This is a genomic window from Atlantibacter sp. MEI4A-1023 (assembly GCF_056155425.1).
Genome location: NZ_JBRXAC010000002.1, coordinates 37,764 through 63,589 on the forward strand (window position 1 = coordinate 37,764; position 25,826 = coordinate 63,589).

Consider the following 25,826-nt stretch of genomic DNA (forward strand, 5'->3'; position numbering starts at 1 on the left):
ACGTCTGATGAGTTGATAAAATGGCTCATTAGACGTATAATTATTACATCGAAAGGCAGTTGAGTCTTTCGCGGTAGCGCCCCGACTGGCGAAGGAGTTGAAATGAAAGAAGCAGACCAAAAAAAAGTGAATGCCGTAATGGCAATTGCTGATTATCTCGGTGTGAAAAATCAAATCGAGGTGATCGAATACTCAGCCGAATCAGTGCAGGTTGAGTGGCGAAATCCTAAAACAAAACAGCTTATTCATCGTGATTACACTTTTGCAAATTCCTTTGTAAAAGACTTTGAAAAAGCCCTGAAATCGAACGTGAAGTTTTACTGAAAAAGAGGGGGAGAAATCCCCCTTAATCCTCCCATTTTTTACTGATAAACATCAAATATATGAGGTGTATTATGTGGAAACGTGGCGAAAACAAAGTGATTCTGATGGGGCGTGCTGGCAAAGATGCAGAAGTGCGTTACACCCCAAACAGAACGGCCATTGCGAGCCTGACGCTGGCTACAGAAATCAGCTACAGCGACAACGAAGGGAAGGAGCAAAAAGAAACGGAATGGCATGATATTGTCATTTTTGGAAAGAAAGCCGAAGCAGCTGGGAAGTACTTCAAAAAGGGTATGATGCTGTATTTTGTCGGGCGCATTCGTAATAACAAATGGCAAGGGACAGACGGCAAAATGCGCAGCAATAAGGAAATTGTGATCGATAATAACGGCGAAATGCAGATGCTGCCGGGAGCTGGGCCACGTAACACCAGTGCAGAAGGCCAGGGAGGCATTGAAAATCATGATGAACCGCCGTTCCCGGATATGAATGATTACCCGCAGTGAGTATTTGAGTTAGAACGGCCCGCAGGACGCGGGCCGCCAATCCAGAGGGGGGAGTATGAATATCAGTGAACAATATCGGGTGGCGGTCGTCAGTACCGGCCATGTAAAAAAAGAAGACGCGGAACTACTGGACAAGGTCTGTAACGATGACTTGTCCGGTCAAGGTTTGTTCTGGATCGAGAAAAATCGCTATGGGTGGATATTGCGTATTTCTGCTACTGAACAATGGCGAGTGGAATTAACCAGGGCGGGGATCAGTGCAAGTGCTTTGGATAATATAGCCGCGTTAAATGGTGCCGGGTTCGACTGGATTTGGTTTGACCGGGATGCGGAACAGGTGCCAGAACTGACCGTTTGGGAGTGGTAAACCGGTTAAAAATTTGCCTCGAAAAGGGGCATTTTTTTCTTGCCTGCAATGGCTCATTAGACGTATAATAATCGTGAAGTTTAAAAGTGGATATTGATTAAAACGCTCTGTAAATAACGTGGAGAGAATATTATGGCGGCCTTATACCCTTATGAGGTTTATACCCTTATTGTGTCAGAATTAATCGTAAGCCATTTTAATGATGTCGCTATGGTATATCCGGGAAGCGAAGAAATTAAAAAGAACTACGACAGTGAATTAAGTGCTGTACAGGTAGTTAATGGCATCAGAGAAAAACTGATTGAAGATGGTGTTATACAGTGCGAACAGTGCCCACTGCTATCCGAGTGGGATGAGAACAAGGTTATCAACCAGCTAATTAAAGATTACCGCCTGATTCTCAATCGTGACTATGAACTAAACCGTGTTCGTCAGCAGCTGGCCCCGGAGCTGATCGCACAGATAGAAAACTGGAAAGAGCAGAAGTATTCCGATTCTGCGAAGGAATACGAGGTGCTCTATGAAACCATCAACATCAACGGAAAGGAGGTTACAGGCAAACTAAACGTAGTTGCAGTAAGTCGCTTTGATGCTGTTTTCATCGTAGGGCAGCGTCACGCTAACGATAACTTTTTGGTTCTGGATGTGAAGGAGGTGATGAATCATTGAAATCCAGAAAAGGTGCCGGATTGCGCCAACAATCCGGCTGGGTAGGCAATTTAAATTGTGAGGTTCAAAATGCCATTGTGGATTATACACTATGCTGAAGATGTCGCAAACGGAGTGCAAACAAAGTCGCATCCGATGAACGCAGCGCAATGGGATCACTTCCGTTTCTGGTTGGCAGTGTTCCGGCGGATTAAAGAAGCCGCAATGTAATCTGTAACTGTCTCAGGGGCGCTGTATGCGCCCCTTTTTAATATCCTTGCCCGGACTCCTTTCCCTGTAAATTTATCGGGATCAAGGGCGGATCGTGGCCCTGAACGTGCGCACCATTGAGCGCTGCATCGCAGCGGAACCGGAAAATTTTTTTCCGGCCAATGAGTGCCCTTGTCACCGGAACGGTGACAAGTATGCACGCACAATTACACGAACAGGCAGCACCCATGCCCGGCCTGACAGGCCGGGAGCTATATCATAATGTGGGATGCTATATGTGAAAGGTGAAGGTTAATACTGCGGACCTGAAGCGTCAGGATTCTGAGCGGTAGAGCTATTTTGTGTGCGCTGCTCTTCGTCAACTCCAGTGATTTTTTTTCGGCTGTTGCTGGTTCTTTTTTTTCCAACTCGTCCGGCAGTAATGTCCTTGATATCACGTAATGTAACGTCTGAAAAACCCGCATCGTTGAGGAATTTCAGTATCTCTTTATCTTCATATCCTTTCGAATCTTTCAGCTTCTTAATGTCAGACTTAAGCTCGTCGAGTACGTGCTTTTTCTCAAGCCTTTCCGACGTCACATCAGGCAAGTCGTCGAGAATGCTTTTGAATTTTCCGATGTCCTCACTGCTATAAAATGCTTTCTTTTTTGCAGGCATATGCCCTCCCAATAATGTCAAAATCGCCATGCCGAACCGGAGAAAATCGACCCAGGCTATTCGGGTGATTTTACATGATGCCCGGCACGATTCAATTGCTCTGCCTGCCAGGCCCTTCGCTGCTGGCTTTCAAACCTCGCCGATGGTAGAATTCAATGAGGTATTTAAGTACGGGACAAGATGTGTTTTTGGAGTACCGCCGACACGCGGCGGCCGTCCAAAAACGTCTTGGTCAGGGCAAGCCCCGACACCCCCTAACGAGGTTAGCTATCTGATGAGCCGTAGCGAGAGCAGAAAAACAGACGATCGAATCCAGGTGAGATGTTCCACAGAAGTGAAAGCTAAACTCACCGAAAAGGCCCATGAAGCAGGGCTTAGTCTTAGTCAATATCTTATCAAATCTGGGCTTGGAAAGCGCATTCAATCGAAAGGCAATTACAATGCACTTGCCGCTCTTGTAAAGATAACAGCCCTTCAAAAACATCTGTTTAACGAAGGTGCCGGAGTTCATAGCAAGGAGTATTCAGAGATTCTGATCGAGGTCAAAAAGGCCGCACAGAAACTGCAACAGGAGATGGATGGTGATACCTAAAATCATTGAGGGCCGAAGGGACAAAAAGTCCAGCTTTGGTCAGCTGATTAAGTACATGGCAGACAAGCCGTCTCAGGAGTTGACTGATACAGTTCAGCCTACTCCTGAGACGGCTTTGGCTGTTAAATCAGATATGTTCGAAGGGTTAAACAATTACCTGACCCGTAAGCAGAAAGTGATCAGCACACCGGTGGATGTTGAGCCAGGTGTACAGCGTGTTGTGGTTGGTGATGTTACCTGCCAGTACAATACCTTCTCGCTCGATGGTGCAGCACAGGAAATGAATTCAGTTTCTCAGCAAAGCACACGCTGTAAAGATCCAGTTATGCACTATGTTCTCTCATGGCCTGACTATGAAAAGCCGAATGATGATCAGGTTTTCGATTCGGTGAAGTTTACACTGGCATCGATGGGCATGTCCGATCACCAGTATGTTGCTGCCATCCACCGGGATACAGATAACCTGCATGTGCATGTTGCTGTTAACCGCATCAATCCCCAGACATATAAAGCAGCCTCATCGAGCTTTACCAAAGACACTCTTCATCAGGCGTGCCGCTTACTGGAATTGAAGAATGGTTGGTCCCATTCAAACGGTGCATATGTGGTTAATGACCGTCAACAGATTGTCCGGAACCCTCACAGCAAGAAAGAGCGGGGCAACTGGCGCTCACTCGATCGCATCAACAAGATGGAGAATAAAGAGGGGGTTGAAACGCTCTATCGCTATATCGTTGGTGATGAACAGGTAGGCGGTAGTCGTCAAAACTTGATCCATGTTTCAGCTGGGCTTCGTGAAGCCAAAAGCTGGGATGATGTGCATAAGACATTTGCAGACATCGGTCTTCGTGTCGAAAAAGCACAGGGGAAAAAGGGCTACGTCATTACCCACGAACATCAAAACCAGAAGACGGCTGTTAAGGCGAGTCTGGTATTTAACAAGGCGCAATATACCCTGAAGTCGATGGAAGAGCGCTTTGGTGAATACCAGCCTTCACATATTGAACCGGCCAAAGTATCGGTATTTAAAACCGCATATACCCCTGGTGCTTATCGTCGAGATGCCAATAAACGTCTGCAGCGTAAAATTGAGCGCGCAGAAGAAAGAATGCTGCTCAAGGGTCGCTATCGCGCCTACCGAAACAATTTACCGATATATTCTCCGGATAAGGATCGCATCGCCGATGAATACCGGAAAATTGCCCAACATACCCGGTTGGTGAAAAATAACGTCCGGCATTCTGTTTCAGATCCTCATACCAGAAAGCTGATGTACAACCTGGCTGAGTTCAAACGCCTGCAGGCGGTTGCCAATCTGCGTCTTAGCTTGCGTGAAGAACGCAACGGCTTCAGGGCGGCTAACCCACGGCTTTCTTACCGGGAGTGGGTCGAACAGGAAGCACTGAAGGGTGATAAGGCAGCGCTCAGCCAAATGAGGGGCTTTGCCTATTCCTCCAGGAAGAAGGAGAAGTATAAACAGCAACTGGTTGAGCAGATCGGGTTCAACCGTACCTTTAACGCCATCACCAGTCATGATCGTGATGATGTGGCCGTAATGGCCTCAGCACGTCATGGTGTCAAGCCACGGCTTTTGAAAGACGGTACTGTTATCTTTGAGCGCGACGGTAAACCGGTAGCGGCTGATCGTGGTCATATTGTGCTGACAGAAAGTAATGGAATCGACAAAGAGAAAACGGCTGACCTTGCAATTGCATTAACGATTGCTGGTAAAGCCAAATCTGTTCGTGTTGATGGTGACGGCGAGTTTAAGGAACTGTGCTGTAATCGTATCGTCGATGCAGCTGTGAACCACAATCACCCTGTCGCGCAGGGCATTACCTTCACAGATGCCGCTCAGCAGGCGTATGCTCAAAACGAGAAACATCGTTTGATTCGTGAGCAAAATAATAGTAAAAATGAAATGCAATTCAGAAGTGAAAGCGACGACAAATTCAATCCGAAGTAAAATGGAGTAAGAAATGAAAATCAAAATGCAAACGGTCCTCGCGGCCGTTTCTGTGTTAGCTCTTGCCGGGTGTGCCTCTCAAAGCGAAAAGGAAAAACAAATCTCTGCACAGCAGCTGGTAGATCAGGAATTGCGTGAGCAAGCCATTAAGATAAAACTCGCACAGGATGAGCTTTACCAGGCTGGAGCCATTAACAGGACCCGTTACAAATTCCCTACCATTATCAATGCAAACAGTCAGTATGTTCGTGTGAGCTGGCAGGGTGATGCTTACGAATTACTGGAGCAACTGGCTAAACAGCGTGGCCTTCAATTCACCAGTCAGGGGATCAAGTTACCGCTTCCACTCAATATCGATGTTGGTGGTTCGAAGGTTACGTTTGAACAGTTGCTGACCCTGATCCGACAACAAACGCAGTACCGTGCCACCATCAACCAGAAACCCGGTGAACTGCAGCTGCTTTACCTCACACCATCGAAGAAAGGTTCATTCCTCAGAGGGACCCGCCCATGAAACTTAAACTGATCGTGCTTCTGACGTTACCGCTGCTTGCTGCGAACGTTGCACGCGCGGACGACTCCGATGTTAAAGGCCTGGATTACTACATGGACCCGCCAAGCCAAAGTGACGATGAGGCCGATGTTACTGGCAGTATGCTAAACGACGCAGCGCACACCATTGGATTTCGCGGCGGAAAGGCAGAACGCGCTAAAGAAATTCGCGCCGCGCTGGAAAATCAGCGCAGCAACCTTGATTACATGTATTCGTTCCAGCCGCTGATCTCTTCTGAAGGCTACCTGCCTCCGGTCATTGCTGAAGCTAAAGACGTTGCACACATTACCAATGAGCAAATCCGAACGGCCAACCGTGCCTATGACATTGTGGTGCCGGCGCGCTTTGTCAGTAACCCGCCGACCTGGAAAAGCTATCTTCTGACCGGGCTGATGGCGCAGCGGATCGAATTGCCTGAACCGGCTGCAATGCCGAAGGACGGGAAACAACGTGATATCTGGAAAAAAGCTGTCGCGCTGGGCTGGTCTGACGGTCGCCAAAAAGCTGATGAGATATTCACTGCTAATTTCAATCGCCTCACACGGGATTACACCGGCATGTTGCGCTACAGCACGCTACTGCAGCAGGGCATGATTAAGGCTCCAGTCATCACACAGCAGCAGCAAACAGTTACAGGGGATAAAAACCGCCTCATGCTGGGCGATAAAACGAAACGTATGAAGCAGCAAGCTGAGTTTGACATCAACAAACGCAGCTGGAAACCGACCATACGTTAAGGGGCAGTAGATGGAAGCATTCAATTTTGGTCCAACGCTGACGCCCCAGACGCTGGAACGTTTTCTCGTACACTGCTCAAACAATGAAGTGTCCGATATTCTGTTGCAGGGCGGAGATAAAATCTGGGTAGAACGTCATGGGCGCCAGTTGCCCATGACATCTTACCCGCTCGACAACCTGGAGCTGGAACGTACCGTTGATAAGGTGTTCGGTCAGGAGATCAAAGGGACGCTGAAAAGTGCTGCGGTCGTTAATACCGCTATCCAGCTAAGAGGTGATGAAGCGGGCACGATTGGACTCGGCCGCGGCGAAACCCGCCGGTTCCGCGCGAACTTTACTCAGGCCGATATTTATAAAACAGAAGCGGCAATGTCTCTGACACTCCGTGTTCTGAATGAGGTTATTCCTCAGCTTAAACAAATGGGTATTGAGCCGGACCTGTTTAATTCTCTGTTGCCGGCTGCCGGCCTCGGACTGATATGCGGCGAGACGGGATCGGGCAAGTCAACCCTGATGGCCAGCATCTTCCAGTATTGCGGTGAAACGTACCAGGACCGGAAAATCATCACGGTTGAAGATCCCATCGAGTATCGCCTGGGAAGTCGAGACTGGATTGCGCCGGCGCCGGCACAGTCACAGATTGGGCGCGATATTGATTCCTTCCACAATTTTATCACTCTCTCCGGGCTCCGTCGTTCTCCGAAGATTATGGGGGTTGGTGAGCTCCTTAACCGCCTGTCATTTGAAGCTGCTGTACTGGCAGGTAAATCCGGCCACTTTTGTCTTGGCACACTGCACGTCAAAACGGTCGGAGAAGCCATTTCCCGATCATTGCAGAACTATCCGCCGGAAATGCGTGAAGCTGCCGCCTTTGACCTGCTGAGTATCCTTTCTTACATCATCGTGCAACGCTTGCTTAAAACAAAAGACGGCCGGCGCAAGGCTGTCCGTGAATATCTCGTCATTGATAACAGCCTGCGCCGCAAACTCTATGACGTTGATTACAGCAAGTGGGGCCGCTACATCGACGACCTGTTGATCGCTGAAAACCGCAGTCTGATTCAGAACGCCTGGGCAATGCACCAGGAAGGTTTGATCGACGAAGCGGAAGTCATCGAGGTCGCAGGATATATGGACTATCTGGCGTTAAAAGAGGGCAAGTATGGACATTAACAAATGGCGTTATGCCGGCCGGCCACTGACGGTTTTTGGTGTGCCTGTTATCTCGTTTCTTGTGTACTTCATCTGGTTTCCGTTCCCGTCAGTAAAAACCTTTGTTATCTGCACCTGTGTGGTTCTCTTTTACTTTCTGCTGGCCATGATGGGCTACACGTTACCGGTGCTGTACCAGGTCATTCTCCGGGTTATCCGCGGGAAAAAACTTACCGGGCGGCCGTGGTGGTACCGGCGCTCTCAGCGATAACACATAACTACAGGGGTAGACAGTATGGCGAAACCTGAAATTGCAACTGAAAGAACCCGTCTGAGTATTCCCTTTGACGATCGCCAACGTGCAATACGTGCGGCCGGCAAACTGGCTGATGGCAGTAATGCTCTGGACTACGTGAAGGAAGAAAAGGTGTGGTATGCACAGCCGGGGGCCAACCTGAGCCGGCTGAAAGAGTGGATTTTTGACCCCAATAAAGTGATCGAAGAACCGCCCCTGGATATTCAGGCCATTGAAGATGAATTTACGGCGTGGCTTGAAGAGCGCGGTGCCATTATCAAAGACCCCATAGAGTTCGATGGCCAGAAGCATTATGTCGATACCGTGGACGGTAAAGCTGGTTCAAGAAAGGGGGTGTATGCCGCCTTTCTGGATGGCCGACCTGCAGGGTGGTACAGGGACTATAAGAACGGTGGTGAAATTCAGAAATGGGTATCTACCGGCGCAGCCCCTAACCCTGAACAAATGGCCATGCTCCGTGCTGATGCTGCGGCAAGGCGTGAACAAAGAGCTGCAGCGCAAGCGGATAAGTTTGATCAGACCGCTAACCGGTTGATGGAAGAATATAACCGGCTTCCGGATGCCACGGGAGATCTGGCATACCTGAAAAACAAACAGGTCATTGCCGCTAACGGCCTTAAAGCTGATGAGCGGGGCAACGTTGTGATCCCTCTGTTTAATGCTGATGGCGAGTTCAGGACCCTTGAGCGCATCTGGTCCGACGGTAGTAAACACCTTGAAAAAGACGGCCAGGCATGGGGGAGTTTTTTCGTTGTGGGTGGTCAACTGAAGGATGGTGACAACCTGCTTTATGCCGAGGGATATGCGACAGCAGCCAGTATCAGCGAAGCCATCAATCAGCCTGTGATCATGACGGTTAATGCCGGCAACATGGTGGAAGTTGCTGGCCGCCTGAAAGACACCTTTCCAAACAGCACTCATTACTTCCTTGCTGACAATGACATTTATAAAGACGAGAACGTTGGGCTAGAAAAAGCGACAGAAGCTGCAGAGCTGACTGCCGGCCATGTTCTGGTCCCTGCCTTTAGCAACCCGAAAGAAGGGCTTACTGACTACAACGATTTGCATGTCTCTGAAGGGCTGGAGCAAGTCAGATTGCAGGTAGAAGGAGCCATTAATCAAATGAACAGGGTAGACACTATGCCGACTGATAACCCGAACATTACTGACGTTAATCACAGCTCGACTGACAGCGCTGCCGTTGCAGATCCTGAAAAAGCCGCGCCGGTGGCCAGCGCCCCTGCAGCTGCCGAACCGGAGGAAACCGCGCCGGTGGCCAGCGCCCCTGCAGCTGATGAACCGGTGGAAGCCGCGCAGGTGGCCAGCGCCCCTGCAGCTGATGAACCGGTGGAAGTCGCGCCGGTGGCCAGCGCCCCTGCAGCTGATGAACCGGAGGAAGTCGCGCCGGTGGCCAGCGCCCCTGCAGCTGCTGAACCGGAGGAAACCGCGCCGGTGGCCAGCGCCCCTGCAGCTGCTGAACCGGAGGAAGTCGCGCCGGTGGCCAGCGCCCCTGCAGCTGCTGAACCGGAGGAAACCGCGCCGGTGGCCAGCGCCCCTGCAGCTGCTGAACCGGAGGAAACCGCGCCGGTGGCCAGCGCCCCTGCAGCTGCCGAACCGGAGGAAGCTGTGCCGGTGTCCAGCACCCCTGCAGCTGCTGAACCGGAATACACCGCACCAACAGATCGAGACGGCGATGATGAAGAGAGTAATAGCGCCAGTGATCTTGAGGCGTATGCCGCTATGATGGCCTTTGGCGGTGAAACAACTGACTCCGCTCAGCAAAAGCCTGAAAGGATAGCGCCCAGCGAATCTGTAGCTAATACCGCCCCGGCTGAAAATGAAACCGAGGAGAAGAAAAAAACAAACGAAGAACTGGAAAACGGCATACGCTGGGCAACCAACGATAATGCAGAAACGCCCCCAAAAGAACGTATAGACCTGGAAGGGTTAATTGCCCGGTTTGGGTACAGAGCAGAGAAAGACTATACGGCGTATACGCTTGATGGACAGGATGCGTTTTACGATTACGGCTCACATCTGCGTATGGCTACCCCTGAAGCCAGCCAGAGTGACGAGATGATCCTGGCGGCCGTTCTAACCGCGGATAAGCAACATCATCGTGGTATTGAAATCACCGGCAGTGACGAATTTAAAGAGCGAGTGTTTAACCTTATCAGTGAATACAACATTGAGGTGAAACTGACTAACCCAGAACAAAGGGTTAAATTGCTCGAACTCAAAAAAGCAAATGAAACAGCAAAAGAAACGGCAAAAGAAAATGTTGCTGATTCAAATGCGAATAAGCAGGAAGGGGCAAACGAAAAGACAAATTCATCAGTTCAGCAGAATGGAATGCGCTGGGAAGAATCGGCCTCTGTGCAGCCGAAGAAGCAGAATGCATCTGATACTCAAAAGGAAGATAAAGCTGCAGGTGAACCCTGGGAGAAAGGCGTTATCGTCGCGCATGGACGTGCTAAGTATGAGTGGAAAGAAGATGAATCCATGAACTACTTTGTCACCCTCAAAAATGAACATGGAGAGAAGACACTCTGGGGGAAAGACCTTGAGAGAGCGGTTAAAGATGCTGGTGTAGACACAGAACGTCTTGTTACAGTCAGAAAGCTGGGATTTGTGGATGTTGAGGTGAATGCACCTGTCCGTGATGAAAGCAACAAGATCGTTCGTTATGAAACTATCCAGACCAAACGTAATGAGTGGGAAGTAAAGCCTGTATACCCACAGCCAACAGCAGGGAATGAACAGGCCTATAAGCCTTCTGAACTGGTTCCGTATGATGCTGCAACCTTCCAGAAGCTCCGCACAACAATTCAGCAGATTACCGGTGTTGATCTCAGCCGTGAGGCCGTGCCTGAAAAAGAACTGTACTGGTTCTTGCCTAATGGTAAGCCAGCTCCAGAAAGCATGACAAAGCCCACAGGCTATAAACTCCCTCAAGAGTCAAAAACCGCGGGTACACCTTTGCTGATCGCACCGCATAAAAAAGGCGAACGCCCAGATTATTTCCTTGTTGAGTCGCGTAAAGGATTCATGCAGGGGATCGCAAAGGATAAGGAGTCCGGTGAGTACCATAGCGTGATTGGAAAAGTGAACAAGCGTATTGATAAAGACGGAAACTGGAAAACGTATATGACTCTTTCAGCAATCAATAAAAATGCCGAAAGTGGAATTGTTTTGCATGGTTATGGACATGTAGATCAGGGGGGTAAAAATTTGCTTTACAAAAACACAATTGCAAATGAAAAACAGCCTCAGCATTTACAAGCGGCCTCAGATGAGGTAAAAAACAAAACAGTAATGAAGCAGCTTTTTCATCCTTCAAATTCTGCAAAAAGAAAAGATGATGAAAGGAGAGAACAGACTCATGCACCAGTCGCAAAGTCAGCGCCTCGGCCATAAAACAAAAACCCTACTCGTTGCAGTAGGGTTTTCCTGCATTTCTGTGAGCTCATTTGCGGCAACACAGACCTGTGCAGCATACGAACTGGCAAAAGCTGGTGCAGATGCTGCCTATAAGCAGGAAGTGGAAAGGATTAACAACGCCGCAAAAAGCGAATCCAGTACGTCTGATTCTCTCGGACAGTGCCTGGGGTCGCTATCGGTATCACTTAAAATCCCACAGTTTCCGTCTATCAGCGACATTATTGATAAGGTGAAGGATGAGGTATGCAATACGGTTAAATCGAAGATTAATGAGAAGTGGGGGAGCCTGACTAATACGACGCTGGACCCGTGGTCAACGATTTCATCCCGACTGCCAGATACGTCAGGTATCCTGCCCAACGCATCTTCTAAAAATGTGCAATTAAACAATCCGGCAGCTGCGAGTGGAAGTGGTGAGGATGCAAACAGTGATGCATTCCCGTTCCATTTGTAACTACCGGAAGAGTCCTTTCGGGATTTTATCGAATAGCTTGCCGGTTCGTATTTCAACGCGGCGGTGTTCCGCCGCGGTTAGTAAACGCATAAATTCTGTGGCAGGTAGAACATCACGTTTTGAGTCTACATACGTATCAAGCGAATCTTCATTCATGAAACGTCTGACAGTATGCAGCCAGTCTTCAGCTGATTTCATATTTTTTGAGCTCATCGTCGCTCATCTCGGCAAACGCTGCAGGTCGGCGACCTTTTCCTGTCCAGGTTATGGACTTTCCATCAACTTCGATCCGGTACTTCACTTTTCCAAAAGTGGATTTACTTTTCGTGGACGGACCAAAGAGATTTTCGAAGATCTGGAGAGCTTCATCAGCCGTAATATTGTGTTCTTCCATGAACCGCTTTGTGGCTGCGGCTTTCTCTTCAGTGGCCTTCTGTTCTTCCTTAAATTTCTCGATCATTCCCTGTGCAATGTCGGACCACATATTAATGAGTTGTTCAAGGTTTTCTGGCGGGATTTTGCGCAAAACGGCGGTGGCTTTTCGTCGTTCGCACATGATAACTGCACAGGATTCGTAATCATTATGTTCGCTCATGTATACCTCATTGTTCATTAACGATCTGCGTGATTTTCTAACACAAACTTTTGAAAAGAGAAACTCTATGAAAACACAAAATGGTGAAAATATTATGGATCAAACTGACTCGGATCAAAACTCAGTCGTTGATGATGACAGCAACGCCCTTGCTCCAGCTCTGGCTGAAGAGAGTAACCGAACGGTACAAGAAATCGTATCGAAACATGGTTTAAAAGTAATTTTGATTCAAACGCTAATCATATTAGTCGCAATCATTATCATTGGTCTTCAGGGTTACTGGCTTCACCAGAAAAAAACCAAATATATTGCAACGAATGGGGGCATGATCACAGAAGTTCATCCAACCGATGAACCCGCTTACACGGCGGAAGAGGTGATGGACTTTGCCAACCGTACAATGATCAAATCGCTTTCACTGAACTTTGTGAATTACGAAAACCAATTAACCAGCGTCCGCGGCGATTTTAGCGCTGAAGGGTACGTTAGTTTCCGTAAAGCGCTGTCCGATAGTGGGCTGCTGAAAGATATCAGTGAAAAACGTCTGAACGTAAAACTTTCCACAACTCCTGGAACCCTGATCACGGAAGGTCTTATCCGTGGCACCAAAACCTATGCCTGGCAATACCGCATTCCGGTGACTGTTCAGCTTGTTGGGCAGGCTCAGGACTACAGACCGCAACCTTACGATTTGATGGTTCAGGTACGCCGCGTAAAAGAAGACGAAGATCCACGGGGTATTCAAGTAGCACAGGCCATTCTCAAACCCCGGAACTACTGAGGTCAATCATGAAGATTAAACTGTTAACTGTACTTATGGCCGCACTGTTTTCGGCAAATTCTGTATCTGCAGCTGATGCGCCGACTGGTAATGGAGCGCCGCAGCAAACGGCGCCAGCTGTGCCTGGTGGTGATATTGCTCAATGGCAGCAGGCCAGTTCCGGGTTGCCCGTAAATCAGCAGTCACAGGTGCAACAGCCTCCACAGCAAACAGCACAGGAACAAGGTCAGCAGCAGGCGCAAGGCCAACAACCACAGGCACAGGCCCAACAGCAGCCAACTACTGCACTGCCTCCTGCACCCATGCCGCAGATTCCTCCACCACAGCAGCAGGTTACTCATGTTAATCCGCAGACACTGGAAGAGTTACCTGCACCTGTTCTGCAGCAGATCCAGCCTATTACCCCTGGTCAGGTGCGGTCTGCCCGCAGCGCAATGGAAGATATGAGCGCGGCGGCCAAAACCTCACCATTAACGCCGATCCCACGAATTTCAAGCCAGACGGTATCACTGTCAGCTGGTGCATCCATTCCGCAGGTACGGGTATTTCCAAACCAGGCAACCACAGTGACGTTTTCAGATGCAACCGGACACCCCTGGGTATTAGGCGCCCCTCCATATAATTCGAGTCCCTGTGCATCTGGTGGTGAACTGTGTGTTGGCTATATTCCAGGATCGGCGGTATTCACAATCCAGCCGACCAATGCCTATGCCAGCGGGAACATCACAGTGCTTCTGAAGGGGCTGGCTACGCCGGTCATTATTAACGTGAAGGGGGCAGAACCCTCCGTTAAATCAAAAACCGTTGATGTTGATTATCGTCTGGATCTCCGTATCCCGAAGCGCAGTCCTGACACACCGGTTTATACCGCTACTCCTGAGAAAAAAATCTCACTGTATGACAAGCAGCTGCAGAGCGTGCTCGATGGCATCCCGCCTGAAGATGCTCAGCGGTTGAAACTTAAAAACGCGCCAGGGAGTACCAAAGTCTGGCAGATCGGTGATGAGCTCTACGTCAGAAGTAACATGCAGCTGCAGGATGAGTTTGAAAAAACGCTTTCCGCTATCGATGGCACACATGTTTACGTGCTGCCGGCAACACCAGTGCTGACTTTTTCGGTTAACGGTCAGGCGCGTGACGTTGAAGTTGAGCTGAATTAAGGGGAACGACGATGGCTACAGATAAAGGTAAAGAAACCAGAAAAATGATGCTCTACGTCGGTGGCGCCGCTGCAGTTGTGGCGCTTCTGGGAGGGTACTGGTTGTTTGGCTCATCAGATGAGCCGGCAACGGGCGGGTCGCAGGTGAAGGCCCAGGGGCTGGAAGGGAAAACTGGCAGGGAAAAAGCTAATGATCCCCAATACAACAAGCTGCTGAATGAGTGGAATGCTGATAACTCAGAAAAAGCGGCTCTCACGGGGGATAGTTTCATATCCACGTTGTCAGCCAGTAACCCGGTGGCCGTTGATTACGGCACCAAAGCACCGCCACCAAAATATTCGTGGGAATCGTCAGCAAAACAGTCGGGCGATAACAGTAAGGCTAATGATGCTGAGCAGAAAGAGCGTGAGCGTCAGGCTAAAGCTGTGGCTACGTTACTGCAGAAAATAGACCAGGCCAGAACACCGGTTGTCACGGGTGTTGCTCTTGCAACCCCTCTGGGAGCAGAGGGTAATGACAAGAACGGCGGCACCTTCTCAGGGTGGACCGATTCGGTCTATCCGCAGAACAAAAAGCCGGATGCTGAAAAACAACAGGGGGCGAAGAATAAGGTCAAAGATAAAGGAGCCCGGCTTGTATCGGCTTACACGCTTGTGCCGGCAGTAATGGATACGGCGATGGACAGTGACGATCAGAACAGTATTGCTATTGCCCATGTTCCAACTGGAGCGCAGGCCGGCGCCAAATTCTATTCTGGCCAAAACCGTCTTGCCGGCGATGGTATTCGAATTCACTTCACCGGCATGGAGCTGAACGGAGTGCAGTGTAAGGTCGATGCGTATGGCGTGGCTTCCGACTCGTTGCGCGCGGCCGTTTCCTCAAATGTAAATAACCGCTGGTTCAGCCGTATTATTCTGCCGGCTGTTGCTAACGGATTAGGCCGAACTGGTCAGCTGTATGCGGACAGCAATTCGCAGATGATTATCACTGACGGCGGGAATGCATATCGTTCAACTGGTACACCTGATGGCAAAGCGGTTGCCGGTACCATTATTGGCGGGATGGGTGAGCAAGCAGGGCGTGTCCTGGCCGACGATGCAGCCCGCCTGCCGATTAAGCAGGTTACGGTTGACCGTAACCAACTCATAGGCATCCAGTTTGTCGCGCCTGTGTATGAAAGCGACTGTGGCGAGAATATGGAAAATGCTTCTGCAGAGCAGGTGCAGCAGCAAGCAACTCCCACACTATCTAGTGTGCAACCTCAGCAGATGCCTCAGCCTCCGGCTCCTAATTACCCTCAGCAAAACTTTCCAAGCTACCCCGGCTACGGGTATGGCACCAATAACCCGTATTACCGTTAAGGAGATTGATAATGAATCTGTTTGAAGATGACAATAAAAACGAAGCAGCTCCTGCCCAGGAACCGGTGTCTGCTAAGCCTGCTGAAAAGCCAAAACCGACAGTGACGCCAGCAGCAAAAGCGAGCAAAAAGCCGCTTAATATCAGTGACTATGCATGGATTGGTGGTATCGCTGTCATCGCTATCCTGCTTTTAGTCTGGTTGTTTGGGGGCTCCGATAGTGATACTGCGCCAGCGACGGGGAATGGGGCGATCCAGTCTTCAGCGCAACGTCCGCGCGTACAGTCTGCCCCTGCAGGGCAGGATTCTGGTGACTTCCGCGAGCAGATTTCCGGGATTCTGCTGCAGCAAAAGGAACGGCTGGACGCGATAGAATCAACTTCTAAAAATGGAATGATGATCCTTTCCAGTCAGTTACAAAGCGCTAATGAACAAATTAAAAATCTGAACAATCAGGTTCAGGAACTGAAAATGAAAGCCGCTGGTTATGGGCCTTCATTTGGTAATCAGAGTGGAACAATTTCCGGTGCAACGTCACAGGCATTACCTTTGTTGAGAGGTTTTTCAATTAATGATTTATCTGGCGATCTTGCTTGGGTAAAATACAAAAACCAGACGTATGCTGTGAAGGTCGGAAGTCAACTTGGCGGAGTCACCATTACAGGTATCGATACTGAAAATAGAATCGTTACAACAAGTAAAGGCCTTATCCGCTAATCAGGACCTAAAAAGGCGAAACTATGGATTTAGAATCGGTATTAATTCAGGTTGCTAACGGTGGTCAGGAACCGCTGACAAGGCTAATCATAGGTGTCGCTGCAATCGTTGGGATCATTGGTGTTATTGGATATCTGATGAGCCTGCGGAAGCAGGCCAGGCATTCTACCAAAGGTGTTGAAGTTGGCAGAATTTTTGCCGGGATCATCTTCTGTGTATGCCTCATCACGCTGAAAGCACAGATGAACTCAGGCGGTGCCACTTTAGGATTTGGCGATGTCAGTTTCGGACCCGTCAGTTATGCGAGCGAATCTACGTTTGGCATGGGAGCCGCAGCAGTCAACGCAGTGCTGGGGATTGTTAGAATTCTCGGTGCATACTTTTTTTACAGGGGTATTAAGGGGTTGAAAGACTCTTACCTTGAGGGCCATACGGAGCTGTCAGCTTCGGGCACGAGAGGGGCATCCATTGTGAAAATTGTATGTGGACTACTTCTGATGTTCGATACACAAACGCTCGATGCGTTGCAGAGCACATTAAACATTCACTGGTAATCAAAAAGGATACTTTATGAAAATTGTTAAATTTATCAAAGACAAGGCGTTATCTGCATCCATCGCAGCGTATCAGCTGCGCGGAACGGTAGCAAAATCGTTAGTGGTATTGCCGCTGGCATTGCTGAGCAAAGAGGCTGCAGCTGAAACGACTATCTGGGAAAAGATCAATACCTTCACGGAAGGTATGGCCAGTACCCAGCCTGGTCTGATTACCGCTGGTAAAGTGGTTGGTGTTGTCTGCTTCATCGTAGGTCTTGTTGCTCTGTGGCTCAAAAACAAACGCGGGAAAGATATCAGTGGCGGCTTCATCTTCTGGTCAATGGTTGTTGGAGCCTGTCTGGTCGGCCTGACCGCATGGATCTCTTCTGTTGGTTCAACTGTTGGTGTTGACGCAACCCTGTAATGTCCTTTCGGCCCCGCCTTGCGGGGCCAATACCGGAGTTCCCCCATGAAAGATTTTAAGCTCACCAGGAATGAACAACCTGCCAGATGCCATGTGTGCGGGATAAAGAGCAAAGATGTTTTCTCCCTCGCAGAAGATGGACAGAAAGAGAGAATGCTTTGCTCTGTATGCCTGTCGCTCGAACACCCGGAGAAAATGAAACTAGAGACTCAAACCGGACTTCTGCTGAAGAGAAATACAAACCGAAAACTCTACAGCCTGTTGTTTCGTTCAATTGCAAAGGCGGAAAAGTCAACGGACGATTCTTACCGTGAAAAGGCACAGAAACTTAAACAGATATTGCTCAGTACAACTGACGTAGTTCTAAACGAAACCGGCAGTGATGATGGATACGATTTACTGCACCTGATAAAAAAACACCATCAGTTACTTCCCATGAATTTTGACGATGAGTTTGTCACTTCTGTCGCAGAGTCAGACGAATTGCCGGATGTAAGTGACTGGAATGAAATTTACAAGGGTAAGAGAGGTTTTAAATGATTTCTTTCTTTGAGGATGTGATCGAAGGTATCTCACGCAATCTTACGTCAAATGACTCGTTAAAATACTGTGATTTGACAACGGTTGTAGGGCTTACGTCGCAGGATCGCGTTGAGCATCCTGAAATCAGGGCTCCGTACATACTGACCACGAAGAACAACGATTTTCTTACCGTTATTGAGATTCAGGGCGCTAAATCATCGTTTGACGAGAAGTCGTTTAATGACTTCATCATGCACCTTTCAAACTCGTTGTCGAATTCCTTTATTAACAGTGGCCATAAGCTGTCTGTGGTGTTTGAGCGCGACTTTACCAAGAACCAGGAAGAGCTGAATAATGTTTATAAACCGCAGGTAGCAGCAATAGAGCGCCTGCAGATAGACATTAAAGACCTGATCGCCGATGACGCAAAAAAAATCGCTGCCCATTACAGCCGTGAACGCGCTTACATCGTGCTGTATACCTCGAAGGGGATGATTGCGAAGGATGAACTTAAAAACGAGCAGGCAAAAGCTGCCGGCGTTATGAAGGATATCCCGCAGACTCGCTTCAGTCAGAACCCAATCGAATTTCAGCTTGAAGGTTTGAAGATCACGCATGACGCGATGCTTTGGCGGCTGATTGGTATGCTTCAGGGGGATGATGAGTCGGGGATGGGGCTTCTGGTTGATGTCCTCGATGTCAAACACGCCGGCGCAATGATGCGTCAGATGCTGTTCCGGAACTCAACATCAGAAAACTGGTACCCTCGCACGCCGTTTGACCAAAATCTGCGAGTCTATGGCGCTCCACGGAAAGGCAATATCGACTCAGTGCTGCCGCCGCGGCTGAATATCCAGATCATGGAAGGGGAACTGGAAGAAGATGGTGGCCTGATTTACTGCGATGGCAAGTATTACGGTTCTGTTGCCCTTGAGTTGCCACCACTTCACCCTGTCAAATTTAAGCAGTTATTCAACGCGATTAACCGGAAAATCCCGTACCGGATAAAATATGACTTTATGGGCGGGGGCAAAAAAGCATTGTTCTGGCCATCAGTGATCGTCTCTTTCCTTCGTTTCATTCCCTCACTCGGTACTATCGCGCGTGATATGGATTATGTCGGGGCCCAGAGCGAAACCGATCCAACGGCTATCATGGCCATCAACTTTGCCACCTGGGGTGACACTAAGGATGAAGCCAAACGCAACCTGGCGGCTTTAACTAAGGCGATTGAAGGCTGGGGTGTATCAGGTGTGTCCAAGACATATGGCAATCCAGGTAGCGCACTGATTGCATCCGTTCCGGGGCTGACGACGGCCACACCTGGCTCATTGCATTATCCGCCGTTGAGTGAAGGCTTGCGGATGTTACCTTTTGAACGTCCGGCCAGTCCCTGGCATGGTAAAGGCAATATCAACTTCATCACGCTCGATGGCAAGCTGTTCCCCTATCAAATCGCCAGTCCCCTGCAGGAGAAATTTACCGATGTCATCACCGGTGTTCCAGGTTCCGGTAAAAGCGTGCTGGCCAACCGCCTTAACCTGAGTTCGATTTACCGGGCTGATAAAAAACTGCCTTATCTGACTATCATTGATAAGGGCTACAGTGCAAAAGGTATCGCCGATCTGATTAGCGCTGAGCTGCCGTCAGAGAAACGTCACCAGATTGCCAGTATCACCCTGAACAATGACGAATCGCACTGTATTAACATCTGCGATACGCAGTTAGGTTCAAGGTATCTGACGCAGTTTGAGGAAGTATTCTTAAAGCAGATGCTTAACGCATTCTGTATTGATCCGGCAATTGGCCAGCCGCCAGATGCAATGAGCGTTGGCCAAATCGTCAGTAAGGTTGTATCAAACGTATACAAAGCAAAAGCGCATTCAAGTGCTAACTTGTTTAAGTATAACGACCCGGTGATTAATGAAGCTCTGAAAGAATCAGGTCTGGATAAAGAGCTCGGTGAAGACTGGTTTGAAAGAGCTACATGGTGGGAAGTCGTTGATAAGCTGTTTGCCAAAAAATATCTTCATGCTGCGACGGTTGCTCAGCGTTATGCTGTGCCAACTATTCACGATTTTATTGCTGAACTACAAACTGAATCATTTAAAAACCAATACGCTGACGTAAAAGTTAATGGGAGTGAGCCTGTAGTAGGCTTCGTTGCACGTTGTTTCCAGGCTGCAGCAGCTGAGTATGCCATTTTCTCTGGGATCACGGTTTATGATTTCAGCCCGGAGACTCGCATTGCGATCCTGGATATGCAAAACGTCCTCGGTGACAGAACGACACCTGCAGGTAAGCTCAAGTCCGGCATTATGTATCTTTTTGCGCGCCAGATGGCTGTGCGTAACTACTACCTGCCTCAGTCCGCAGAAACCTTCATTCCTGCTTTACCGGAGCAGTACAGGGCATATCACCAGGCGCGCATCAGGGAGCTTTCAGAAGAAGTTAAACATACCTTTTATGATGAGTGTCATAACTTTGCCGGCATCGACTTTATCCAAAATGCGCTGAATACCGCTGACCTTGAAGATCGTAAATTCAACGTCCGTACTGCGTTCTCGTCTCAGTATCTGAGCCATATGCCTTCGAGTGTGCTTAAAACCATGAACAGCCTGTTTATGATGCGCCTGACGGAAGGGGATGAAGAGTATCTGAAGCAATTAGAGATCAACATCCCGGCCGATATCCTGCGTCGTTTCAGACAGCTTCCGCAAGGGGTTTATCCGGACGGAAGTGGTACTGCATTCCTCGGTATTTTTAAAACAAAACGTGGTCTTATTTGCCACATTCTGAAAAACACATTAGGTCCAAAACTGCTTTGGGCTTTGAACTCATCTGCAAAAGACAGAGCGCTCAGAGATGTGCTTTATGAAGAGCTTGGAACGAAAAAAGCAAGGGAAGAATTAGCAAATAGATTCCCTATGGGAAGTGCATCAAGTATCATTGATGAAATGGTGGTCAATCAGGGTGGTGAGCGTGATTCTGAAGAAGAATCACAAACTATGGCGATGAAGCTCGCTAAAGAAATCATTTCTGATGTGAGAAGGGGATTCAGATGATAAAAATCGGAAAAGCAAAACGGTCAGTGATGGCCGTTTCAATTCTGGCCTTCAGCGTACAGTCAGCATTTGCCTATACGGTCAACGTTAACAGCAGCATTCCCATCTCAACGCAGGTTATGCCGGCGTTGAGCACAGCTAATGGCCTGTTAGGTAATATCCAGGCCACGCTGATTAACATTGGTACGGCAATCAGCCAGCAGGGCGATCGCCAGGCAGCATTAATGCAGCAGGTGGCTGAAACTAACCGACAGTTCGAAGTCGAGCAAAAACGTAATGACCGGCTGCTGCAGGCACAGGATAAGTACCGTGTTCCGGATGATATATGTGCGCAGTCTATTGGCGGTGGCGCCGCGGGGGTATCCTCTGCGGCCGCTGGCGGTCAGCGAACGCTGGGAAGCGCCAGTTCTGCGAAAGATGTTAAGGCTATTTTTGAAGTGCCGGCACGCGCAACCGACGTGGATGCATCTTCAACGGCCGAAGTTCACAGCCAGTACTGCGACAGTTCGGATTATGCTGCATTTGGCGGGACTTCATTCTGCCCAAGTGTATCTGACATGCCGCGGGCAGATACGTCGCTGAGCTCGTTGCTTTATGGCGCCGGCAAAGAAGGCAAGGCACCTGATCTGACGTTTACAGATGAGCAGACAGATGCGGCGCTGCGCTATATGAAAAATACCGCGTTGCGCAGTGCTGGTCGTCAGCTGAGTCGTGGGGAAGTTAAAGGCGCCAGCGGGCGAATTTACCTGGGCATGATTCAGCAATACCAGGCGCTCACCGACGCGGCCGCACAACCTCAGATGGAAATGATCGCCAACTCTAAACCGAACCCGGCCACTGATGCCGCGCTTGCAGATGCGCGCAAAGTGCCGGAAGTCGAATCCTATTTCCAGGCGACGGCCAGTAACAGGGCGAAACAGCTTAACCGTATGTCTGCCAGAGAGTTTGAGGAATTCGAAGTAGGTCGCCGTTACAGCAACCCTGCTTACCAGGCGACGTTGACCAACAAGAACACCGAAGATTTGATGCGTGAGCAAATCAATATCGCCAATCTGAACAACTGGTTAGTGTTGAAAACCAAACAGCAGCTGGAGAAACAAAATGTGCTGCTTGGCCAGATCCTGGCGAACGACGCATATCAAACATACAAACCGATGCTGGCAGCACAGCTGGAGAGTGTGAACGCGGGAGTATCCAGAAAATGACAGACGAAAATAAAACAGGGGAAGAAGTTACAAAATCCCCCGGCCGCATGAAAAAAGCGGTTTATCATATTACCGGAATTAGTGATATTCAGTTTATGTGGAAATCACTAAGGGAATCTATCAGCCTGCTCAATGAGCGGGCTTCTTTCGTTAAGAAGCAAATCAAAAATTTGGAAGCTCCGGACGAAAAATCAGCTTCGAATCAGTCGTTTGAGGATGTTGTTAAAAAGAGTTCTATCCCCTTAGAACAGCATCTAGCTAAAGCCGGTAAGTATAAAAAATATTGGTTATGTTGCTTCTTTATAGCTGTTTTTGTTGCCCTGTTTTTAATCGCTGGCTGTGTAAAATTGATTGTTAATACTGAATACAATGTAAGCCTTCTGAAGGTGACATTAACACTTGGTTTAATGTTTGCTGTTTGTATCTACTCGTTCGTAAAAGCAATGACTTATGAATTTTTAGGTTGGCAATTACGCAATGAGGCCCATTCTGAAGAAGAATTCGGTACATTGAGACATTTTATTAACGATAACGGTGTGCGCAATACATTTAATTTTGAACAAGCTGGCCAGATTCGGGGGGCGCATGAATAAGTCAAGAAACTCATTGGTCGCATTGTTGCCGCTATCGCTTTTCATTACCCCGGCATATTCTGCAGATCTGGGAATTGATAGTATTACAGAGGCTGCTAAACGGTCTGGTGATTTGTCACGTCAGATGCTGCATACCGTTTTTGGTGAAGTGGTAAATAATCCTTTCAGTCCGTCAGGTGATGGGTTGTTAAATAACGTATTTTTCACAGTGAATGAGGTTATCGCCATATTAGCGCTGATTTATATGGCGATAATCAGTATTAAAAAACTACATCAGGCAGGGCAACTTGGGAAGTTTATAGAGGGTGATGGGAATAATGCCTTCAATTTTGTTAAAACAACATTCGGCTGGCTCCTTTTGGTTCCAACTGTTGTTGGATGGTCCGTTGCACAACTGCTCTTCCTGTGGTGTGGGTCAATCATAGGTGTAGGTTCTGCCAATGTTATTGCAGATAAAACAGCGTCGGAACTAGCGAGTGGCAAAGCTGTTTATATAACGCCAGTTATGCCAGAAATGGCTTCTGTGGCTAAAGGAATGTTCGAAATGAACTTGTGCGCTCTTGGTGTCAATCAAGGGTTAGCTCAGATGGAGGCTTCAGGCCAACATTATGAAAGTAATAGCCAGATGAAGTTTAATACTGGTGATTCTAGTTACTCAATTTCAGTTGACAATGGTTCTGCTGTTTGTGGGACTGTTAAATTACCACAAAAACCTACAGGTTGGACTTCGGTATTCTCCAGTGGTTACGCTGATTCTGTTTATGCAGTTCAACAGCAGGCTACAGACTCGCTTTGGAGTAAGATGAAGAATACAGCAGAGCAATTTAACTCTGCTTATATGTCTAAAATGCGTTCCGGAGATGGGCAGCTGCCTGACGTTGAAACTGCAATTCAGACAGCAGCAAGAGATTACCAACAACAAGTACAGCAAGCTGCAGACAATGCTGCCGGAAGCAATGATATGCTCCAGAAAATGGAGTCGGATATAAAGGAAAAAGGCTGGCTATATCTTGGTATTTATTATCATACCCTGGCAACTGCTAACACTGAGCTGAAGGACGTTGCTAATCTGAAACCTATTGTATCAGGGATAAGTGGTGATGGTGATGTAGGTTCTACGGACTATTATAAAGGTCTGTTCCAGGCATATCATTCACAACTGAAAAACAGTACCTACACTCCCCCTTTAGGTACTGCTGATAATGCTTTAGCTCAGAACATTGACAATAAAGGCATCGAAGAAGCGGCAAAAAGTGGTGATGCAGATTCGTTGATTACCAAAATTTTCAACTTTAATGTTACTTCATGGCTTGCCACTAGAAACTACGGCACTGGCGATGGATACAGCGATGTAACGAATCCCTTGTTGAAAATGAAAGCCATTGGTGATTACACGATGTTTACTGCTGAGAGTGGTCTAGCTGCTTGGGGAGCTGTTAATGTCGCAATGAGTGTTGCAGATGGTAATAACGCTGCTGGAATGGGGGCGGGATTACTTAATTTCTTCACTTCAGGTAAGGATATTATTAAGGGTGTAATTAAAACTGCGGCTCCGATCGTATACATGATTTTAGTCGCTCTGTTCTGTATAGGGTTAACGCTTTCAATTTGGCTTCCATTTGTGCCATTTATCTATTGGTTTGTCGCAATGGCGGATTGGTTAGTTACTTTGCTGACTGGTATCGTTGCATCTTCATTGTGGGCCGCTACCCATATTAACATTGGCCAAACTAATGAGGACCGGTCAACGTATGGATATATTTTCCTGATAGATGTGATGATTCGACCACTGTTGATGGTAATGGGGTTCATTTTTGCATCATTGGCCATTGTGGCTCTTGGCACCGCGCTTAACTATATTTTCAAAACAGCAATGGAAAATGTACAGGCAGATTCAACAACTGGCCTTTGGTCAATGATAGGTATCCTTTTTGTCTATGCAAGGATGTGTACAGGTATGGTCGCTAGGGTATTTGCATTACCTGCAAGGATGCCTAACTACGTCATCAGCTGGATTGGTAACAAGCATAACGATTCAATTCTTGGTGATATGCAGAATCATGTTCACGACCTGTTTGCTGCATTTGGTCGTGGAGCTAAAAATACAGGTGGACGTCCTTCTGGGCCGAAGAACTTCAACCCAACCAATACGGTTGATAAAGACAAAGATGGTATAGCGGGGGCGTGATATGAAAGGATATTCGTATACTGTTGTCGATAACAACATGGCTAAATCAAAAGGTGTTGGCTACTATCTGTCACGCCTGTCTGTAGCCATAAGTATAGTTATTTTAACAATAAGTCTTCCGTTGACTGTATATTCTGGCTTTCTTACTTTAGGTGGAAGCCTGGCATTGGCGTGGTTTGTTGCTCTACTTGTTTTCGATGCCATGCTGATCACATATGTTGTACGCCAGGTAAAAAGTAAGGGAGTCAAAAAGGTCGTTGCAGGCATGAGAGTTTATGGATGCTTTAATCCATCGGCTAAAGAGGAACAATACATGCCGGCTCAGAAAACATATTTTGGTATAGATATGGACTCCGGTGTTGTTGGTATTGCTGCCCTTTATGCTGTACAGGCCTCTATTAAGCAAAAGAGAATTTTGTTTGAGGCCGAGACAATTGAGTCTTGGGAGTATACTGATAGTAAACTTGTCGTAAATATTCGGAACCGACATGTGCCTACTGTTGAAATAATCTTGCTCAATGCCGGCCTAGCATATCGCCAGCTGGAAATGTTAACCAGGATGCATGAGCAACATAAAAAATACAGGGGTGAAAAATATCTCCAGTGGCGAAAGACTATGCTTGATGAAGGTTGGATGCTACCACGAACGTATTGATGTTTACTTCCAAACCGCCTGAAAAGGCGGTTTTTTCATGTATACTCAGGTGGTTATAGTCGTATGCTGTGGGAGGAAGA

General features: G+C 48.1%; 27 protein-coding genes. 24 read left to right on the top strand and 3 right to left on the bottom strand.

Annotation, left to right across the window (positions count from 1 at the left end):
• Positions 1-102 precede the first annotated feature (102 nt).
• From ACVV26_RS22710 to ACVV26_RS22725, 4 genes are all read left to right on the top strand, one after another.
• Entirely contained in the window at positions 103-324 is a 222-nt protein-coding gene (locus tag ACVV26_RS22710; protein ID WP_004187336.1) for a hypothetical protein, read from the top strand.
• Positions 325-395: 71 nt separating this feature from the next.
• A complete protein-coding gene (gene ssb / locus ACVV26_RS22715; RefSeq protein WP_019725164.1) occupies positions 396-830 on the top strand; it encodes a single-stranded DNA-binding protein in 435 nt (144 codons plus the stop codon).
• Positions 831-885: 55 nt separating this feature from the next.
• The gene (locus ACVV26_RS22720) at positions 886-1,197 is read left to right on the top strand and encodes a DUF5983 family protein (protein WP_004187333.1); all 312 of its coding nucleotides are present in this window, start codon (positions 886-888) and stop codon (positions 1,195-1,197) included.
• A gap of 132 nt (positions 1,198-1,329) precedes the next feature.
• Complete coding sequence (locus tag ACVV26_RS22725) at positions 1,330-1,866, top strand: hypothetical protein (RefSeq protein WP_004187332.1); 537 nt, start codon at positions 1,330-1,332, stop codon at positions 1,864-1,866.
• A 501-nt stretch (positions 1,867-2,367) separates the two neighbouring features.
• Here the strand turns inward: ACVV26_RS22725 and ACVV26_RS22730 are convergent.
• On the bottom strand, positions 2,368-2,763 hold the full coding sequence (locus tag ACVV26_RS22730; RefSeq protein ID WP_019725163.1) for a hypothetical protein: 396 nt from the start codon (positions 2,761-2,763) through the stop codon (positions 2,368-2,370).
• A 34-nt stretch (positions 2,764-2,797) separates the two neighbouring features.
• Between ACVV26_RS22730 and mobA the strand changes: the two genes are divergently transcribed.
• Genes mobA through ACVV26_RS22770 form a run of 8 tightly spaced genes read left to right on the top strand, consistent with a single transcriptional unit; the run spans position 2,798 to position 11,945 of the window.
• Positions 2,798-3,325, top strand: coding sequence for a plasmid mobilization protein MobA (mobA, locus tag ACVV26_RS22735; protein ID WP_172740549.1), 528 nt, complete (start codon positions 2,798-2,800; stop codon positions 3,323-3,325).
• On the top strand, positions 3,312-5,291 hold the full coding sequence (gene traI, locus ACVV26_RS22740; RefSeq protein WP_004187323.1) for a TraI/MobA(P) family conjugative relaxase: 1,980 nt from the start codon (positions 3,312-3,314) through the stop codon (positions 5,289-5,291). The genes mobA and traI overlap by 14 nt, the downstream gene beginning before the upstream one ends.
• Before the next feature lie 13 nt (positions 5,292-5,304).
• Complete coding sequence (locus tag ACVV26_RS22745; protein WP_004187320.1) at positions 5,305-5,805, top strand: DotD/TraH family lipoprotein; 501 nt, start codon at positions 5,305-5,307, stop codon at positions 5,803-5,805.
• Positions 5,802-6,581 (top strand): type IV secretory system conjugative DNA transfer family protein, encoded by a 780-nt coding sequence (locus ACVV26_RS22750; protein WP_004187315.1) that lies wholly within the window; start codon positions 5,802-5,804, stop codon positions 6,579-6,581. Before ACVV26_RS22745 ends, ACVV26_RS22750 begins: the two co-directional genes overlap by 4 nt.
• A 10-nt stretch (positions 6,582-6,591) precedes the next feature.
• Entirely contained in the window at positions 6,592-7,755 is a 1,164-nt protein-coding gene (gene traJ, locus ACVV26_RS22755; RefSeq protein WP_004187313.1) for a plasmid transfer ATPase TraJ, read from the top strand.
• Positions 7,745-8,005, top strand: a complete 261-nt coding sequence (icmT, locus tag ACVV26_RS22760) for an IcmT/TraK family protein (protein WP_004187310.1) — start codon at positions 7,745-7,747, stop codon at positions 8,003-8,005. Before traJ ends, icmT begins: the two co-directional genes overlap by 11 nt.
• A 24-nt stretch (positions 8,006-8,029) precedes the next feature.
• Positions 8,030-11,467: an LPD7 domain-containing protein gene (locus ACVV26_RS22765; RefSeq protein ID WP_015586048.1), complete on the top strand. Its 3,438-nt coding sequence runs from the start codon at positions 8,030-8,032 to the stop codon at positions 11,465-11,467.
• Positions 11,433-11,945 (top strand): hypothetical protein, encoded by a 513-nt coding sequence (locus ACVV26_RS22770; RefSeq protein ID WP_011091071.1) that lies wholly within the window; start codon positions 11,433-11,435, stop codon positions 11,943-11,945. The genes ACVV26_RS22765 and ACVV26_RS22770 overlap by 35 nt, the downstream gene beginning before the upstream one ends.
• On the opposite strand, the gene ACVV26_RS22775 is transcribed toward ACVV26_RS22770, so the two are convergent.
• Together ACVV26_RS22775 and ACVV26_RS22780 are read right to left on the bottom strand one after the other, a co-directional pair.
• Entirely contained in the window at positions 11,946-12,158 is a 213-nt protein-coding gene (locus tag ACVV26_RS22775; protein ID WP_305953721.1) for an Hha/YmoA family nucleoid-associated regulatory protein, read from the bottom strand. It abuts the gene before it with no gap.
• Positions 12,130-12,540, bottom strand: a complete 411-nt coding sequence (locus ACVV26_RS22780) for an H-NS family nucleoid-associated regulatory protein (protein ID WP_004187465.1) — start codon at positions 12,538-12,540, stop codon at positions 12,130-12,132. Before ACVV26_RS22780 ends, ACVV26_RS22775 begins: the two co-directional genes overlap by 29 nt.
• Positions 12,541-12,607: 67 nt before the next feature.
• On the opposite strand from ACVV26_RS22780, the gene ACVV26_RS22785 reads away from it, so the two are divergent.
• Genes ACVV26_RS22785 through ACVV26_RS22840 form a run of 12 tightly spaced genes read left to right on the top strand, consistent with a single transcriptional unit; the run spans position 12,608 to position 25,746 of the window.
• Entirely contained in the window at positions 12,608-13,321 is a 714-nt protein-coding gene (locus ACVV26_RS22785) for a DotI/IcmL family type IV secretion protein (RefSeq protein ID WP_004187467.1), read from the top strand.
• 8 nt (positions 13,322-13,329) lie between these two features.
• Complete coding sequence (locus tag ACVV26_RS22790) at positions 13,330-14,481, top strand: DotH/IcmK family type IV secretion protein (RefSeq protein WP_004187471.1); 1,152 nt, start codon at positions 13,330-13,332, stop codon at positions 14,479-14,481.
• 11 nt (positions 14,482-14,492) lie between these two features.
• Positions 14,493-15,842, top strand: coding sequence for a conjugal transfer protein TraO (gene traO / locus ACVV26_RS22795; RefSeq protein ID WP_004187474.1), 1,350 nt, complete (start codon positions 14,493-14,495; stop codon positions 15,840-15,842).
• 11 nt (positions 15,843-15,853) lie between these two features.
• Positions 15,854-16,558 (top strand): conjugal transfer protein TraP, encoded by a 705-nt coding sequence (gene traP / locus ACVV26_RS22800; RefSeq protein WP_015060002.1) that lies wholly within the window; start codon positions 15,854-15,856, stop codon positions 16,556-16,558.
• Between the two features lie 23 nt (positions 16,559-16,581).
• Positions 16,582-17,112, top strand: coding sequence for a conjugal transfer protein TraQ (gene traQ, locus ACVV26_RS22805; protein ID WP_004187478.1), 531 nt, complete (start codon positions 16,582-16,584; stop codon positions 17,110-17,112).
• Between the two features lie 16 nt (positions 17,113-17,128).
• Positions 17,129-17,518 (top strand): DUF6750 family protein, encoded by a 390-nt coding sequence (locus ACVV26_RS22810; protein ID WP_004187479.1) that lies wholly within the window; start codon positions 17,129-17,131, stop codon positions 17,516-17,518.
• A 45-nt stretch (positions 17,519-17,563) separates the two neighbouring features.
• A complete protein-coding gene (locus ACVV26_RS22815) occupies positions 17,564-18,058 on the top strand; it encodes a hypothetical protein (RefSeq protein ID WP_004187480.1) in 495 nt (164 codons plus the stop codon).
• Entirely contained in the window at positions 18,055-21,105 is a 3,051-nt protein-coding gene (locus ACVV26_RS22820) for a putative type IV secretion/conjugal transfer ATPase (RefSeq protein WP_004187482.1), read from the top strand. The genes ACVV26_RS22815 and ACVV26_RS22820 overlap by 4 nt, the downstream gene beginning before the upstream one ends.
• Positions 21,102-22,310, top strand: a complete 1,209-nt coding sequence (traW, locus tag ACVV26_RS22825) for a conjugal transfer protein TraW (protein ID WP_011091082.1) — start codon at positions 21,102-21,104, stop codon at positions 22,308-22,310. The genes ACVV26_RS22820 and traW overlap by 4 nt, the downstream gene beginning before the upstream one ends.
• Entirely contained in the window at positions 22,307-22,903 is a 597-nt protein-coding gene (locus tag ACVV26_RS22830) for a hypothetical protein (RefSeq protein WP_015060003.1), read from the top strand. Before traW ends, ACVV26_RS22830 begins: the two co-directional genes overlap by 4 nt.
• On the top strand, positions 22,896-25,091 hold the full coding sequence (locus tag ACVV26_RS22835; protein WP_015062834.1) for a DotA/TraY family protein: 2,196 nt from the start codon (positions 22,896-22,898) through the stop codon (positions 25,089-25,091). The genes ACVV26_RS22830 and ACVV26_RS22835 overlap by 8 nt, the downstream gene beginning before the upstream one ends.
• Before the next feature lies 1 nt (position 25,092).
• A complete protein-coding gene (locus tag ACVV26_RS22840; protein WP_015060005.1) occupies positions 25,093-25,746 on the top strand; it encodes a hypothetical protein in 654 nt (217 codons plus the stop codon).
• Positions 25,747-25,826 lie beyond the last annotated feature (80 nt).